Origin of the sequence: Massilia sp. 2TAF26 (assembly GCF_052115005.1) — a bacterium.
Taxonomy (GTDB): domain Bacteria; phylum Pseudomonadota; class Gammaproteobacteria; order Burkholderiales; family Burkholderiaceae_D; genus Telluria.
Genome location: NZ_JBFRFV010000005.1, coordinates 206291 through 221349, shown reverse-complemented (window position 1 = coordinate 221349; position 15059 = coordinate 206291). Strand labels below are relative to the sequence as shown.

The window sequence follows — 15059 nt, the reverse complement described above, 5'->3', positions numbered from 1 at the left end:
CATCACTTGAACGAGTAGTTCACGCTCACGAAGCCGCTGCGGCCGCGCGGATCGGTGTAGCTCGGGTCGTAGCCGGCCAGGAAGAACCAGGCCTGGTTCGAGAACGGCGGATCCTTGTCGAGCAGGTTCAGGATGCCGGCGCGCAGCTTGAGGTTCTTGCCGATCGCCCAGCTGCCGGTCAGGTCCCACAGCGAATACGCCTTCACGTGGTTCGGCGGCAGCAGCGTGTCGGTGTAGGGGTCGTAGGTCGTGTTCTGGTCGGTGTAGCTGGTCGAGTACTGGTTCGCCAGGGTCAGCGTGACCGGGCCGTTGTCCCATTCGAAGTTGATGCGGTGGCGCCACTTCTGGATCACCTGGTCGTTCAGGAACACGTTCAGGTTGCTGCGGTAGGGTTCCTGCGGGCCGAACTGGCGGTCGTACTTCAGCACCCAGGTGCCGGACAGGTTGATGCCGAAGCGTCCCCAGGGGCCGCGCTCGGTGCGCCAGTCGCCGGCGATGTCGAAGCCCGAGGTCTTCAGGCGGCCCTGGTTCTCCTTCATCAGCAGGATGTTGGAGATGAAGCCGTCCTCGTCGCGCTCGATGTACTTGCCGTTGTAGGCGGCCGGGTTTTCGATGATGACCTGTTCGCCCAGGGTGCTGATCACGTCCTTCTTCTCGATGTTCCAGTAGTCGATCGAGAGGCTGGCGCGCTTGACCGGCTCGAACACCACGCCCAGCGTGAACTGGCGCGACTTCTCGGGCTTCAGGTTCGGATTCGAGCGGCGCTCGACGTTCCACTGGTCGGTACAGGTGTCGATGCTGCCTTCCTGCTTCACGCACTGCGGGTCGGTCAGGATGCCGGCGGTGGTGCCGAAGATGGTCGGGCGCTTCAGGTCCGACAGCGAGGGCGCGCGGAAGCCGGTGCCGGCCGAGGCGCGCAGCAGCAGGGCCTGGGACGGCTGCCAGCGCAGGCCGATCTTCGGATTGGTGGTGTTGCCGACTTCGCTGTAGTGGTCCCAGCGCAGCGCGAACTGCATCTCCAGTTCCTTGGTGAACGGCGCCACCACTTCGGTGAACACCGAGGCCACCTTGCGGGTATTGTCCGCGGTCTCGACCTCGAGCAGCTGGCCGGCGGGAACCGTGCTGTCGCGGTCGCCGGCGATATTGTTCGACTTCAGCAGCTCCGAAGGCGTGAACAGCTGGTGCTCATGACGCAGTTCGCCGCCGATCGCGATCGCGAGGTCGCCGCCGGCGAGCGGGGTCAGCGCGCGCGACATCTTGCCGTCCAGCGAAGTGGCAATGCCCTTGGCCTTGCGCGCCTCGTCGTTGATCTTGATGCTGTTGATCAGGTCGATGCCGGCCTTGGACGAAGGCGCGAAGGGATTGACGGTGCCGTTGCGCACGGCGGCGTCGAACTTGTCGTAGAGGACGTAGCCGTCGACGTACTTGTCGATCGCGCGGTTCTCGGCGCGCGCCAGGGCCGCGTCGTAGTCCCAGCCGCCCAGGGTACCGGTGGCGCCCAGCACCAGGCGCTGGCCGGTACTGGTCACCTCGTTGCTGCGGTTGCCGGCTTCCGCCATGCGGTAGCGGATCCCGCTGAAGGTGGTGGGCAGGCCGGCGCCCGAGAGCGCCGTGCGATAGGCCTGCGGCAGGATGCTGACCGGCAGGTTGCGGATCCGGACCGGGTTCGGCGACAGCACGTATTTCGTCTTCGCCTCGCTCTGCACCAGTTCCGCGAACAACTGGTTTTCCGAATCCAGCTGGAAGGTCGCGCGGCCGATGAAGCCGACCTTGCGCGAATCCGGATAGATCTCGGTATCTTCCATGTAGTCGTAGCTGCAGCCTGCCACGCCGCCAGGGCCCTTGGGCGCATACACGGTGGCGGGCGGGTTACAGCCCGGCGAGCTCGGATTGACCCGGCTGGAGGTGGTGCCGGCCGGGAGCAGGCCGGCGGCGATCAGGGCGGCGCGCTGCGCGCCCGAGATGTCGATATTCGCCGGGAAGGTATTGCTCGACATCTGGGCCGGCAAGGTGGTCGCCAGCTCGCGTTCCTTGATGAAGCTGCGCTGGCCCGAACGCAGGCGGTCGAGCTGCTGCACGTCGAGCACGCCGAACACATTGAAGCGGTCGGTGCTCAGGTCGCCGAAGCCGGCGCTGATGCTGGCGGTCTTCTTGCCGGCACCGCCGTGCTGGGTACCGGCCAGCGAGCCGGCCAGGTCGACGCCGGTATAGTCCTTGCGCGTGATGAAGTTGATCACGCCGCCGATGGCGTCGGTGCCGTAGATCGCCGAAGCGCCGTCCTTCAGCACCTCGACGCGCTGGATGGCGGCGGCCGGGATGTTGTTCAGGTCGACGCCGGCGTTGTCGCCGGGGGAAGCGAAGTTGGCCAGGCGGCGGCCGTTCAGCAGGACCAGCGTCGACGAGGCGCCGATGCCGCGCATGTTCGCGGCGTTCAGGCCGCGCTGGCCCGAGGTGCCGTCCGTGATGCTGGGGCCGTCCGTGATCGGCGCCGTGTTGGCGCTGATGTTCTTGACCAGTTCGGCGGCGGTGGTGGCGCCCATCTTCTCGATCTCTTCGCGCGTGATCGTCTGCACCGGCAGCGCGGTCTCGGTATCGATGCGCTTGATCGACGAACCGGTGATCTCCACCCGGTGCATCGTCTGGCCCTGCGCCTGCTCCTGCGCCCAGGCCTGTTGCGCCATCAGGCCCAGCGCCGCGGCGACGCTCGATGCCAGGATGGCGGGCCGAAGGGTACTCGAAGTGTGCTTAGTCATTGGTGCTCCCTCTTGGTTTCACTGTGCGGCGCCTGCGGGCGCCTTCCTTTTTCTGCATGCTGCCGGTACGAATCTGGTGTTCGCCGTAGAGGTAGGCGGCAATGGCTTCGGTATGCCGGGCCGCCTTGGCCACATTGGCTTTGTTGGAGGTCATCAGCGATACGGCCAGCGCTTCGATCACGGCCAGTGCGGAGCTCGAGCTACTGGGCAGCACGGGGTGCGCACTGTGGGCATACAGCACGTGATGCCCCAGCTCCGCGAGCGGGGACGCGGGCGAATCCGTGATCGAAACGACGGTCGCGCCGCTGTCGCGTGCGAACCGGGTGAGCGGAACGACGGCCAGCGTGTAGCGCGGCAGGGAGACAACGACCAGCACATCCTTGCCGGTGATATTCGCCAGGTGGCTGGCCGCGACTTCGGTGCCGCCGCTTGCAGCCACTTCGACCACGTGACGACAGAAGGGCTGCAGGTGCATGGCGAGCGCGCCCGCCAGGAAGGACGACAGGCCGAAGCCCATCACATATACGGTACCGGCCTTGGTGAGCACGGCGCCAATGCGGTCGAGCTGGGCACCTGCCAGCGCACGGCTGGTGGCCGTGATGGCCGCCTCCGCGTAATTCAGGCTTTCGAGCGCGGGAGAGGCGGCTGAGGCTTTGCGGGCGATCGTGCTGCGCAGCTTCTCGACCGGCTGCAGTACCGACTGCAGGGTCTCCGCCACCGCGCCGCGCATCGCCGCATAGTTCTTGAAGCCGAGATCGCGCGCGAAGCGGCTGATGGTGGCGGTGGAGACGGCGCAGGCATCGGCCAGTTCCTCGATACCGAGCGCGGTCACGCGAACCTGGTTGCGCAGCAGGTAGTCGGCGATCGTACGGTTCGAGGCCGAGCCCTCGGCCAGCATGCGCAGCAGGCTCTGGCCAAGCGAAGACTCGGCGAAGCCGATGTCGGGCGAAGCGTTGGGCAGAGCGGCTGAAGTCATGATGACCAATGTTAATGAATAAACATTTCCAAATTTAAACCAGGTGTATTCACGAACTCAACATATTTTTGAAAATAATCCATCACGGATTTACCTTGTGTAAAAATTCATACATAATCCGCCGGGCAGCCGACCCGGCCGAGGAGACCGCATATGCATGCACACACCCACCCGATCGCGACCGAACCAGGCGTCGCCAGCTACCAGCTCGCTTCCTGCCACTACGGCAGCCCGGGCAGCGGCAAGAAGGTCTATATCCAGGCCGCCCTGCATGCGGACGAAGTACCGGCGATGCTGGTGGCGCACTTCCTGAAGCGCGAGCTGGACCGGCTGGATGCCGAAGGCCGGGTGCGCGGCGAGATCGTCCTGGTGCCGGCCGCGAATCCGGTCGGCCTGTCGCAAATCGTGCACGGCATGCCCTTCGGCCGCTTCGACCTCGGCACCGGCGTCAACTTCAACCGCGCCTTCCGCCACCTGGCCGACGAACTGAAGCCAGCGCTGGCGGGCAGGCTCGGCGCCGATGCGCGGGCGAACGTCGCCCTGATCCGCAGCGAGGCGCGCGCCGCCGTCGCCCGCTGGGAACCGGCCGACCATACCGAGGCCCTCAAGAAAACCCTGCTGGGGATGGCGATCGACGCCGACATCGTGCTCGACCTGCACTGCGATAACGAAGCCGTGCTGCACGTCTACACCGGCAGCGCGCTGGCCGGGCGGGTCGAGCCGCTGGCGGCGCTGCTCGGCGCGCGCGTCCTGCTGCTGTCCGATGCGTCCGGCGGCGAGCCTTTCGACGAAGCCTGCAGCCGGCTATGGTGGGACCTGGCCGCGCACTTCGGTCCGGATACGCCCATTCCGCCGGCCTGCGCCGCGATCACGGTCGAACTGCGCGGCGAGATGGAGGTGCGCTACGACTACGCCCGGCAGGATGCGCAGGCGCTGCTCCAGTACCTGGCGCGCGAAGGCCTGCTCGAGATCCCGCAGGGCCCCCTGCCCGCGCCGTTGTGCGCGCCGACGCCCCTGACGGCCGTCGAGCGCCTGGATGCGCCGCAGTCGGGCGTGCTGGTGTTCCTGAAAGCGCTGGGCGAACAGGTCGCTGCCGGCGAAGCCGTCGCCGACATCGTCAATCCGGTCACCGGCGTCACCGCGACCGTGCACGCGCACCATGGCGGCCTGCTGTTCGCCTCGACCGCCCATCGCCACCTGCTGCGCGGCATGCACATCTGTAAAATCGCCGGGGCGACGCCCTTCCGTTCCGGTTCCCTGCTGAGCCAATGAGGATTCCATAAGCATGCGCCTTCGAATGCCCAATACCTTCGTGCTGCTGTTCGCGATCCTCGCCCTGATCGCGCTGGCGACCTGGTTCGTCCCCGGCGGGAAGTACGAGACCCACCTCGTGGGCGGCAAGCAGCTGGTCGACCCGGACACCTTCCATTACGTGGCCAGCGCCCCGCAGGGCCTGGTGGCGCTGATGAAGGCGCCCATCAAAGGCTTCGTCGAGGCGGCGCAGATCATCGGCTTCGTGCTGATCGTCGGCGGCGCCTTCGCGGTGGTGCAGAAGACGGAAGCGATCGACACCGCGATCCGTTCGATCGCGCGCGCCCACGAACACTCGGCACTGGTGCGCGCGACCATCATCCCGGTGTTCGTCACCCTGTTCTCGCTGGGCGGCGCCACCTTCGGCATGAACGAGGAAGTGATCCCCTTCGTGCTCATTTTCGTTCCGCTGGCACTGGCGCTCGGCTACGACACCGTGACCGGCGTCTCGATCCCCTTCCTCGGCTCCCAGGTCGGCTTCGGCGCCGCCTTCCTGAATCCCTTCAACGTCGGCATCGCGCAGGGCATCGCCGGCGTACCGGTGTTCTCTGGGATGGGCTACCGCCTGATCGTGTGGGCGGCGGCGACGATTGTGACGATCGCCTTCCTGATGTGGTACGCCGCGCGCGTGAAACGCAATCCGTCGCTGAGCCCGACCTTCGTGCTGGACCAGGCCAAGCGCCTCGAGCATCCGGTGGCCGTGTCGTCCGACGACCGGATGACGGGCCGCCATGCGGCGGTGCTGGCGATCTTCGCAATCTCGCTCGGCACCATGGTGATCGGGGTGGTGAAGTACGACTGGTTCATCGACGAGATCGCGGCCCTGTTCCTGGCGATGGCGATCGTCGTCGGCCTGGTCGGCCGCCTCGGCGCCGACAGCTGGGTGGCGGCCTTCATGCAGGGCGCAAAAGACCTGGCGCCGACGGCGCTGGTGATCGCGATCGCGCGCGCCACCATGATCATCGCCCGCGACGCCCACATCATCGACACCATGCTGCACGGCCTGATGCCGTGGGTAGCGTCGAGCCATCCGGTATTCGCGGCGCAGAAGATGTACCTGATCCAGTCGGTGATCAACTTCTTCATCCATTCGGGCACCGGCCAGGCAGCGCTGACGATGCCGATCATGGCGCCGCTGGCGGACCTGGTGGGCGTGTCGCGCCAGACCGCGATCCTGGCCTTCCAGCTGGGGGAGCTGTCGACGCCCATGATCCCGACCTCCGGCATCACGGTCGGCGTGCTGGCGCTGGCGCGCGTGCCCTGGCTGACCTGGGCCAAGTGGATGATCCCGCTGCAGCTGATCTACCTGGTGCTGGCGCTGCTGCTGCTGGTGCCGCCCTGCCTGATGGGGTGGAGCTGAGGGGCTTGCGCAATCGCGCATGAAAAAAGGGACAGGCGCTCGCCTGTCCCTTTTTCGTTTTGTGCGGCCGGTTTCGGTGAACCGGCCGTCGTCTCCCCACTAATTCATCGCGTCATGCGCCCAGGCGCTGCTCCAGCTGCTGCTTGGTCGCCACCAGTTCCTGCGGCAGGCGGTAAGCCAGCTTGTCGAACAGCTCGCTGTGCAGCTTCAGTTCTTCGCGCCAGGCGTCCTTGTCGATCGAGGTGATCTGCTGGAACTGCGCTTCGGTGAAGTCGATGCCGGTCCAGTTCAGGTCGCCGTACGACGGCGAGGTGCCGAACATGTGCTCGACGCCGCCCTGCTTGCCTTCGGTGCGTTCGAGGATCCACTTCAGCACGCGCATGTTGTCGCCGTAGCCCGGCCACACGAAGTTGCCCTTCTCGTCGGTACGGAACCAGTTGACGCAGAAGATCTTCGGCTGCGCCGAGATTTTCTTGCCCAGGTTCAGCCAGTGCTGGAAGTAGTCGCTCATGTTGTAGCCGATGAAGGGCAGCATCGCGTAGGGATCGCGGCGCACCACGCCCATCTGGCCGGCGGCGGCGGCGGTGGTTTCCGAGCCCATGGTCGCGGCCATGTACACGCCTTCGGTCCAGTTGCGGGCCTCGGTCACCAGCGGCACCGTGGTCGAGCGGCGGCCGCCGAAGATGAAGGCCGAGATCGGCACGCCGGCCGGATCGTCCCAGGCCGGATCGATGACCGGGTTCTGGGTCGCGGCCACGGTGAAGCGCGCGTTCGGGTGGGCGGCCTTGGTGCCGGACGCCGGGGTCCAGTCCTTGCCCTGCCAGTCGATCAGGTGGGCAGGAGCTTCCTTGGTCATGCCTTCCCACCAGACGTCGCCGTCGTCGGTCAGGGCGACGTTGGTGAAGATGACGTTCTCGCGCAGCGAGGCCATGCAGTTGGGGTTGGTCTTCTCGTTGGTGCCCGGGGCGACGCCGAAGTAGCCGGCTTCCGGGTTGATCGCGACCAGCTTGCCGTCCGCGCCCGGCTTGATCCAGGCGATGTCGTCGCCGATGGTGGTGACCTTCCAGCCTTCGAAACCGGCGGGCGGGATCAGCATCGCGAAGTTGGTCTTGCCGCAGGCCGAGGGGAAGGCGGCGGCCACGTATTTCTTTGCGCCTTCAGGCGATTCGACGCCCAGGATCAGCATGTGCTCGGCCAGCCAGCCGGTGCCGCCCTGCTGGGCTTCCTGGTACCCCATGTTGGAAGCGATGCGCAGCGCGAAGCATTTCTTGCCCAGCAGCGCGTTGCCGCCGTAGCCGGAGCCGAAGGACCAGATCTCGCGGGTTTCCGGATAGTGGACGATGTACTTGGTGGCGTTGCACGGCCAGCGCACGTCCTGCTGGCCGGCGGCAAGCGGCATGCCGACGCTGTGCACGCAGGGCACGAAGTCGCCGTTCTCGCCCAGCACGTCGTACACGGCACGGCCCATGCGGGTCATGATGCGCATGTTGACGGCCACGTAGGGCGAGTCGGACAGTTCGACGCCGATGTGGGCGATCGGCGAGCCCAGCGGGCCCATCGAGAACGGCACCACGTACATGGTGCGGCCGGCCATGCAGCCGTCGAACAGGCCGTTCAGGGTCTGGCGCATCTCGTTCGGGTCGGTCCAGTTATTGGTCGGGCCGGCCTGCTCTTTGGTTGCCGAGCAGATGAAGGTGCGGTCCTCGACGCGCGCGACGTCGCTCGGGTCCGAGCATGCGAGGTAGGAGTTCGGGCGCTTTTCCGGATTCAGGCGCTTCATCGTGCCGGCTTCGACCATCAGGGCGCACAGGCGGTCGTACTCTTCCTGGGAACCGTCGCACCAGTAGATGGCGTCGGGCTTGGTCAGGGCCGCGATCTCGGCCACCCAATTGATGAGTTTGTTGTGCTTGATGTAAGCTGGGACGTTCAAAGCGGCAACGCCGCCCATCACGGGCTGATTCATAGGTACCTCCAATGCCAATAAAGAATTCTTGGGGCCTCGAAAAACCGGCTTCGCGTCACAGGGCCGCGGCTGGTAACGGTGTCATCGAGGGTCCGTCCGTCAGGGAATCCCGGTACCGGGCCCGCGCTCAAGAATCCATTTGGCAATGGATCGGCGCCGGGGTAACGTGATGCGGCGGTCGTGTCGGCTGCTGGCCTCGATCGATGTCTCAAAACATGTCAATCAGACATCGCTGGCCTTTATTTCTGGTCGATTCTACACCCGCACAAATGCGTTTCAAATGCTTCAATAACAAAAATGTAGGAAATTTGGTTGACCAATGTAGTAGGTTATTCTCCATCTTTTGAATCCGCGTTATTTCATTACTTACCCGTACGAAATTTACAGAAAACATTATGAAAATAGCCATCCTTGACGACTACCAGGACGCCGTCCGCCATCTCGATTGCTTCAAGCTGTTGGACGGACACGAGGTCAAGGTGTTCACCAATTCGAGCCGCGGCCTGGGCCAGCTGGCGATCCGCCTGGCACCCTTCGACGCCCTGGTCCTGATCCGCGAACGCACCGCGTTTCCGCGCGCCCTGCTGGCCAAGCTGCCGAACCTGAAGCTGCTGTCGCAGACCGGCAAGCTGGCGGGCCACGTCGATGTGGCGGCCGCGACCGAGCACGGCATCGCGATCGCGGAAGGCATCGGCTCGCCGGTCGCGCCGGCCGAGCTGACCTGGGCGCTGATCATGGCCGCGAGCCGCAAGATCGTCCCCTACGCCAACAACCTGAAGCAGGGCCTGTGGCAGACGGCGTCAAGCAATCCGGAGCTGAACGGCCTGGGGCGGACGCTGAAGGGACGCACCCTGGCGATCTGGGGCTACGGCAAGATCGGACGCATGGTGGCCGGCTACGGCAAGGCCTTCGGGATGCAGGTCATGGTGTGGGGCAGCGAGACCAGCCGCGCGGCGGCGGTCGGCGACGGCTTCCAGGCGGCGCCCTCGCGCGAAGCCTTCTTCGAGCAGGCCGACGTGCTGAGCCTGCACCTGCGCCTGAACGCCGCCACGCGCGGCATCGTCACCCGGGACGACCTGGCGCGCATGAAGCGCGACGCCCTGTTCGTGAATACCAGCCGCGCCGAGCTGGTGGAAGAGAATGCGCTGGAAGACGCGCTGCAGCGCGGCCGCCCGGGCTATGCAGCACTGGACGTGTTCACCGACGAGCCGCTGCCGGCCGAGTCGCCGCTGCTGAAGATCCCGACCGTGCTGGCGACGCCGCACCTGGGCTATGTGGAGAAGGACAGCTACGAGCTGTATTTCCGGGTGGCGTTCGAGAACGTGGTCAATTTCGCGAACGGCACGGCGACGAACATCTTGAATCCGGACGCGTCGGCGAAATGACCGCATGCGTCCGCGTGGGCATGGAATGCCCACCCTAGGTTATCGCAACTCGGGTTCGCCGGTGAAATTCGGCTTACGCATCGGCATCTCATGCCGGCGCGTCCACAAGCCGGCCCAGCCCGGCGGCCACTCGATGACGGGACCGTCGTAGGCCGGCAGGCCGGCGCGCACCGGCACCACGGGCACCGGCGGCATCTCGACCAGGCCGCCGCCCTTCGGCTGGGGCGCCATGTCGAAGCTGTACATATAACCCGGCAGCAGGGCCTCGCAGACGCCGGCGAACCAGGCGGTATGGTCGTCGTCGCGGCCCAGCGCGCGCGCCAGGCCTTCGGGATCGAACTTCGCCAGCGCGTGGATCAGCTCGTCCGTGCTGGCGCCGGGCGCATCGCCCCAGCCCATCACCGGATTGCCGTTATACACGTCGCCCGAACCGTACCAGCCTTCGCGCCAGGGCCGCTGCATCCAGTCGCGCTGGCCGGCGAACAGGTGCCAGCGCCAGTGCAGGCCGGACGGCTTCGGCCAGGAGTGCAGGTAGAGCTTTTCGTAGCCGGCCTTGTGCAGCTCGCGCACCATCGCCATCAGGCGAGCGTGCGGCATGCGGTCCGGCGGCGAGCGGCGGAACAGGATGGCCTCGCCATCGGCGTGCTGCACTTCGTCGGTGGAGAGGTTGAGGTCGAGCGTGCGCGCTTCGTTGCCGAAGCGCGCGGAGATCCAGCCGGTCAGCAGGTTGACGTGGGTAATCACGCCGTAACCGCGATGGCGATGGAAGATGACAGTGCCTGGAGCGACGGGTTTCATGTGATCAATGTACTCATCCGATCCGGAAGATTCTAGCGCAGTCACATGCGGATACATACCCGTTTGCGGCTATCATAAGCACCTTATTTTTCTGCGTTTCCAAACCATTATCATGACTTTGCGGATCATCGCCACCGGCGGCACTTTCGACAAACACTACAACGAACTCAACGGTGTCCTGGGCTTTGCGGACAGCCACTTGCCTGAAGTTATCAAGCGCGCGCGCATCACCATTCCGGCCGCGCTCGAAGTGGTTTCCCTGCTCGACTCGCTCGACATGCAGGACGCCGACCGCCAGAAGGTCCTGGCCGCCTGCCAGGCCGCCAGCGAGAAGGCGATCGTGATCGTGCACGGCACCGACACCATGCGCGAAACCGCCGAGGTGCTGGGCGCGGCCGCAGGCACGAGCGACAAGACCATCGTCTTCACCGGCGCCATGATCCCCTACGAGATCGCCAACTCCGACGCGCTGTTCAACTTCGGCTTCGCCTGCGGCGTGGCGCAAACGCTGCCGCCGGGCGTGTACGTGGCGATGAACGGCACCATTTTCACCTGGGATAAAGTCACCAAAAACCGCGCCGCCGGCGTGTTCGAGGCGCGCTGACACGACAGCATTGCTGGACGGCTATCGGGCGCTGCGCGTTTCCCGCCATTTTTACAATGCTTCTTCCACCAACGCAGGAGGAAGCAATGAACGAGCAGCGCCCGACTTTGACCACCCGCCAGGGGCATCCCGTCCGCGACAACCAGTCCTTGCGCTCGGTCGGCGAGCGCGGCCCGGCCACGCTGGAAAACTACCAGTTCATCGAGAAGATCACCCACTTCGACCGCGAACGCATTCCCGAACGCGTGGTGCATGCGCGCGGCACCGGCGCCCACGGCTATTTCGAAGCCTACGGCAAGATCGGCGACGAGCCGGCCAGCAAGTACACCCGCGCCCGCGTCCTCAACGAGACCGGCGTGCAGACCCCGGTATTCGTGCGTTTCTCGACCGTCATCGGCGGCAAGGAATCCCCGGAGACGGCGCGCGATCCGCGCGGCTTCGCCGTCAAGCTCAAGACCGTCGACGGCAACTGGGACCTGGTCGGCAATAACCTGAAGGTCTTCTTCATCCGCGATGCGATCAAGTTCCCGGACATGATCCACGCTTTCAAGCCCGACCCCGTCACCAACCAGCAGGAGCCGTGGCGCTTCTACGACTTCATCTGCAGTCATCCGGAAGCCCTGCACATGGTTACCTGGGTCAAGAGCCCATGGGGCATTCCTGCCAACTACCGCGAGATGGAAGGCTCGGGCGTGAACACCTATAAACTGGTGAACGACCAGGGCATCGCCCACCTCGTAAAGTTCCACTGGCAACCGAAACAGGGCGTGCGCAACCTCACCAGCCAGCAGGCCGCCGAGATCCAGGGCATTGATACCAGCCACGCCACCCGCGACCTGTACGCGGCGATCGAACGCGGCGAGTTTCCGGAGTGGGAATTCTGCGTGCAGATGATGTTCGACGGCGAGCATCCCGAACTCGACTTCGATCCGCTGGACGACACCAAGCGCTGGCCGGAAGACCAGTTCCCGCTGCTGCCGCTGGGACGCATGGTACTCAACAAGAACCCGGACAATGTGTTTGCCGAAACCGAGCAATCGGCCTTCGGCACCGGCGTACTGGTCGACGGCGTCGACTTCTCGGATGACAAGATGCTGCAGGGCCGCACCCTGTCCTATTCGGACACCCAGCGCTACCGCGTCGGCCCCAACTACCTCCAGCTGCCGATCAATGCGCCCCAGGAAAAGGCCCGCGCCCGCACCAACCAGCGCGACGGCCAGATGGCCTTCTACGTCGACGGCGGCGGAGAAGAAAAGCACATCAACTACGAGCCCAGCCTGCTGGGCGGCCTGCAGGAAGCGCCGCAGCCGCAGAAGGACTACCACCAGGTCGTGCAGGGCCACCTGGGCCGCTACCAGACCACGAACACTGCCTCCGACTACAAGCAGGCGGGCGACCGTTACCGGTCCTTCCAGGACTGGGAACGCGACGACCTGGTCAACAACGTCGGCGGCGATCTGAAGAAATGTCCTGAAGTCATACAGCTACGCATGGTCTGGCACCTGTGGCACTGCGACGAGGACTACGGCCGCCGCGTGGCGCAGGTGGCCGGCATCGACCTGGAAAAGGCGAAGGCCCTGCCGCCGCTGCCGGGCAAGCCGGCGCCGCATCAGAACCGCGGCGCGGCCACGTATACCAGCGGACAGGCGGAGATGGGATCGGAGGGGAGGAAGGAGCCGGCTACTTCGGAGGAAGTGGCGACCAAGTGAAGAACAGTCAGCTGACCAACCGTCGTTCCCGCCAAGGCGGCCGGCCAGGTCGGGAACGACGGCGGGTTGCGCGGGTGTTGCTTACGCCTTGGCTTCCCCGCCCAGCGCCTCAACCAGATCCGCCATCAGCTTCGACAGCTCACCGGTCATCAGCATGATGTCGTTATCGAAACGCTCGTCATCGCTATAGGTGATGGTTTCGTTTTCCTTGATCACGTCCAGCGGCTTGACGCCCTTGATTGCCAGCTGCTCGGTCAGCACGAAGGAGACGCGGCTGTTCCAGGTCATGGCCAGGCGGGTGCACTGCTTGCCGGCGGCGATGTGGCGGCGGATATCTTCCGGGTCCAGCGAGTGCTTGACGTAGCGCACCGCGGCCTTGCTCTCGCCGGTGGCGCGCAGTTCGGTGTCCTGGTCGATGGTGAAGTTGTACGGCGCTTCGTCCGATTCCAGCCAGCCGGTCATCACGGCCACCGGCGAGCGCTGCACGCGCAGCGATTCCAGCGGCATCTTGTCGACGGCCTTCAGCAGCAGCTTGATGACATCGTCGGCCTTCGACGGGCTGGCGGCGTCGACCACCAGCCAGCCGTTGACCGGGTCGATCCAGGTCCAGACATTGCTGCGGATCGAGAATGCGCGCGGCAGCAGTTCGTCGGCCACGCGCTCCTTCAGTTCCTTCATTGCTTTCTTGCCCGGCGGGAAGCCCTGCTGCTCTTCCAGCTCGGCTGCACGGGCCTTGGCAACCTGGTTGATGACCGAGCCCGGCAGCAGTTTCTTTTCCGTGCCCAGCATCATCAGCATCTGCTTGTTCACTTCGTGGACCAGCTTGCCGTTGCCGCGCGGCGAATCCCAGCCCTGGCGCAGCAGTTCATTGCTGCTGGCCGGCGTGAACGCCTGCGACTGCAGCGCCTCTTCCATTTGTTCGGCGGTGTATGCCCACGGTGCGGGCAGGCGGTAAATCTGAAGATTCTTGAACCACATAGTTGCTTTCAGTTATCTCTTTATTTCCAGGGGAACGACATTCTACACGCTGCCGGGTGGCAAATTTCAGCCGGCAGCGCGGCCTTTTTTAATGTGTTGCGCGTTCGTCAAACAAGCTCAGCTGCTCAACCTGTTCGCTGTCCGCCAGCCGCACGCCCACGCCCAGCAGGCGCACCGGCCGGCTGGCGCGCAGCCAGCCGGTTTCCATCAGGTGGGTATAGACCGCCAGGTTGGGCGCATAGCCGACGCACTCGACCGTGGTCTGCTGGAAGTCGTTGAACTTGATTTTCACGAACAGCTTGTTGATGAATTTTTCGGCATTGTTGCGCTTGATGCGGCCCTGCAGGTGCTCCATCAATTCCGGCAGCAGGGCCAGGCAGGCGGACAGGTCCGGCACGTCCGGCGTATAGGTTTCCTCGGTGCTGATCGACTTGCGCTCGCGTACCGGATTCACCTCGCGGTAGTCGATGCCGCGGCACAGGTCGTGCAGGCGGGCGCCGAAGGACCCGAAATGTTCCTGCAGCTTCGCCATGCTCCAGCCGCGCAGGTCGGCGCAGGTCTGCACGCCCAGGCCATTCATCTTGGCCGCCGTGACCTTGCCGACGCCATGCAGCTTTTTCACCGGCAGCGCCGCGACGAAATCATCGATCTCCTCCGGCCGCACCAGGAACAGGCCATCCGGCTTGTTCCAGTCGCTGGCAATCTTGGCCACGAACTTGTTCGGCGCCACCCCGGCCGAGGCGGTGATGCCGACGGTCTCGAAGATGCGCCGGCGGATCTCCTGCGCGATCAGGGTCGCGCTGCCCTTGCAGTGCGGTGAGGCCGTCACGTCCAGGTAGGCCTCGTCCAGCGACAGCGGCTCCACCAGCTCCGTGTAGTCGCGGTAGATGTCCATGATCTGGGTTGATGCGATCCGGTACTTTTCCATGTTCGGCGGGATCAGGAGCAGCTCCGGGCACAGCTTCATCGCCTGGGCGGTGGCCATCGCCGAATGGATGCCGAAGCGGCGCGCCTCGTAGTTGCAGGTGGCGACCACGCCACGCTGGTCCGGCCGTCCCCCGACCGCCAGCGGCCGGCCGCGCAGCGACGGGTCGTCCCGCATCTCGACGGATGCGTAGAAACAGTCGCAATCGCAGTGGATGATCTTGCGGAGGGGGATGTTCATACTGTAATTGCATACAGTATCAGGGGAAAGCGGGAATGATGCAAGAGTGCAAGCAAA

At 65.0% G+C, this 15059-nt stretch carries 11 protein-coding genes; 5 read left to right on the top strand and 6 right to left on the bottom strand.

The window, feature by feature from the left end; all coding sequences use genetic code 11:
* Positions 1–2 precede the first annotated feature (2 nt).
* Positions 3–2753: a TonB-dependent receptor gene (locus AB4Z32_RS07575; protein WP_442121222.1), complete on the bottom strand. Its 2751-nt coding sequence runs from the start codon at positions 2751–2753 to the stop codon at positions 3–5.
* Entirely contained in the window at positions 2746–3729 is a 984-nt protein-coding gene (locus AB4Z32_RS07570; RefSeq protein WP_442121221.1) for a MurR/RpiR family transcriptional regulator, read from the bottom strand. The genes AB4Z32_RS07575 and AB4Z32_RS07570 overlap by 8 nt, the downstream gene beginning before the upstream one ends.
* A 153-nt stretch (positions 3730–3882) precedes the next feature.
* Here AB4Z32_RS07570 and AB4Z32_RS07565 point away from each other — a divergent pair, with 153 nt between their 5' ends.
* Together AB4Z32_RS07565 and AB4Z32_RS07560 are read left to right on the top strand one after the other, a co-directional pair.
* A complete protein-coding gene (locus tag AB4Z32_RS07565) occupies positions 3883–5001 on the top strand; it encodes a succinylglutamate desuccinylase/aspartoacylase family protein (protein WP_442121220.1) in 1119 nt (372 codons plus the stop codon).
* A gap of 13 nt (positions 5002–5014) precedes the next feature.
* Positions 5015–6400: a YfcC family protein gene (locus AB4Z32_RS07560; RefSeq protein WP_442121219.1), complete on the top strand. Its 1386-nt coding sequence runs from the start codon at positions 5015–5017 to the stop codon at positions 6398–6400.
* Positions 6401–6512: 112 nt separating this feature from the next.
* On the opposite strand, the gene AB4Z32_RS07555 is transcribed toward AB4Z32_RS07560, so the two are convergent.
* Positions 6513–8363, bottom strand: coding sequence for a phosphoenolpyruvate carboxykinase (GTP) (locus AB4Z32_RS07555; protein ID WP_442121218.1), 1851 nt, complete (start codon positions 8361–8363; stop codon positions 6513–6515).
* A 395-nt stretch (positions 8364–8758) separates the two neighbouring features.
* On the opposite strand from AB4Z32_RS07555, the gene AB4Z32_RS07550 reads away from it, so the two are divergent.
* The gene (locus AB4Z32_RS07550) at positions 8759–9748 is read left to right on the top strand and encodes a D-2-hydroxyacid dehydrogenase family protein (RefSeq protein WP_442121217.1); all 990 of its coding nucleotides are present in this window, start codon (positions 8759–8761) and stop codon (positions 9746–9748) included.
* Positions 9749–9787: 39 nt separating this feature from the next.
* On the opposite strand, the gene AB4Z32_RS07545 is transcribed toward AB4Z32_RS07550, so the two are convergent.
* Complete coding sequence (locus AB4Z32_RS07545; RefSeq protein WP_442121216.1) at positions 9788–10546, bottom strand: L-asparaginase; 759 nt, start codon at positions 10544–10546, stop codon at positions 9788–9790.
* 112 nt (positions 10547–10658) lie between these two features.
* Between AB4Z32_RS07545 and AB4Z32_RS07540 the strand changes: the two genes are divergently transcribed.
* Both AB4Z32_RS07540 and AB4Z32_RS07535 read left to right on the top strand, forming a co-directional pair.
* Positions 10659–11150: an asparaginase domain-containing protein gene (locus AB4Z32_RS07540; protein ID WP_442121215.1), complete on the top strand. Its 492-nt coding sequence runs from the start codon at positions 10659–10661 to the stop codon at positions 11148–11150.
* Positions 11151–11236: 86 nt separating this feature from the next.
* Positions 11237–12859, top strand: a complete 1623-nt coding sequence (locus AB4Z32_RS07535) for a catalase (RefSeq protein ID WP_442121214.1) — start codon at positions 11237–11239, stop codon at positions 12857–12859.
* An 81-nt stretch (positions 12860–12940) separates the two neighbouring features.
* Here the strand turns inward: AB4Z32_RS07535 and AB4Z32_RS07530 are convergent, their stop codons facing one another.
* On the bottom strand, positions 12941–13837 hold the full coding sequence (locus AB4Z32_RS07530) for a recombination-associated protein RdgC (RefSeq protein ID WP_442121213.1): 897 nt from the start codon (positions 13835–13837) through the stop codon (positions 12941–12943).
* Between the two features lie 88 nt (positions 13838–13925).
* Positions 13926–15002, bottom strand: coding sequence for a DNA polymerase IV (dinB, locus tag AB4Z32_RS07525; protein WP_442121212.1), 1077 nt, complete (start codon positions 15000–15002; stop codon positions 13926–13928).
* Between the last annotated feature and the right edge of the window lie 57 nt (positions 15003–15059).

Bases quoted from the DNA above. Each gene is read 5' to 3' on its own strand.
- AB4Z32_RS07575 (WP_442121222.1), bottom strand. From the start codon at position 2,753: ATGACTAAGCACACTTCGAGTACCCTTCGGCCCGCCATCCTGGCATCG.
- AB4Z32_RS07570 (WP_442121221.1), bottom strand. From the start codon at position 3,729: ATGACTTCAGCCGCTCTGCCCAACGCTTCGCCCGACATCGGCTTCGCC.
- AB4Z32_RS07565 (WP_442121220.1), top strand. From the start codon at position 3,883: ATGCATGCACACACCCACCCGATCGCGACCGAACCAGGCGTCGCCAGC.
- AB4Z32_RS07560 (WP_442121219.1), top strand. From the start codon at position 5,015: ATGCGCCTTCGAATGCCCAATACCTTCGTGCTGCTGTTCGCGATCCTC.
- AB4Z32_RS07555 (WP_442121218.1), bottom strand. From the start codon at position 8,363: ATGAATCAGCCCGTGATGGGCGGCGTTGCCGCTTTGAACGTCCCAGCT.
- AB4Z32_RS07550 (WP_442121217.1), top strand. From the start codon at position 8,759: ATGAAAATAGCCATCCTTGACGACTACCAGGACGCCGTCCGCCATCTC.
- AB4Z32_RS07545 (WP_442121216.1), bottom strand. From the start codon at position 10,546: ATGAAACCCGTCGCTCCAGGCACTGTCATCTTCCATCGCCATCGCGGT.
- AB4Z32_RS07540 (WP_442121215.1), top strand. From the start codon at position 10,659: ATGACTTTGCGGATCATCGCCACCGGCGGCACTTTCGACAAACACTAC.
- AB4Z32_RS07535 (WP_442121214.1), top strand. From the start codon at position 11,237: ATGAACGAGCAGCGCCCGACTTTGACCACCCGCCAGGGGCATCCCGTC.
- AB4Z32_RS07530 (WP_442121213.1), bottom strand. From the start codon at position 13,837: ATGTGGTTCAAGAATCTTCAGATTTACCGCCTGCCCGCACCGTGGGCA.
- dinB (WP_442121212.1), bottom strand. From the start codon at position 15,002: ATGAACATCCCCCTCCGCAAGATCATCCACTGCGATTGCGACTGTTTC.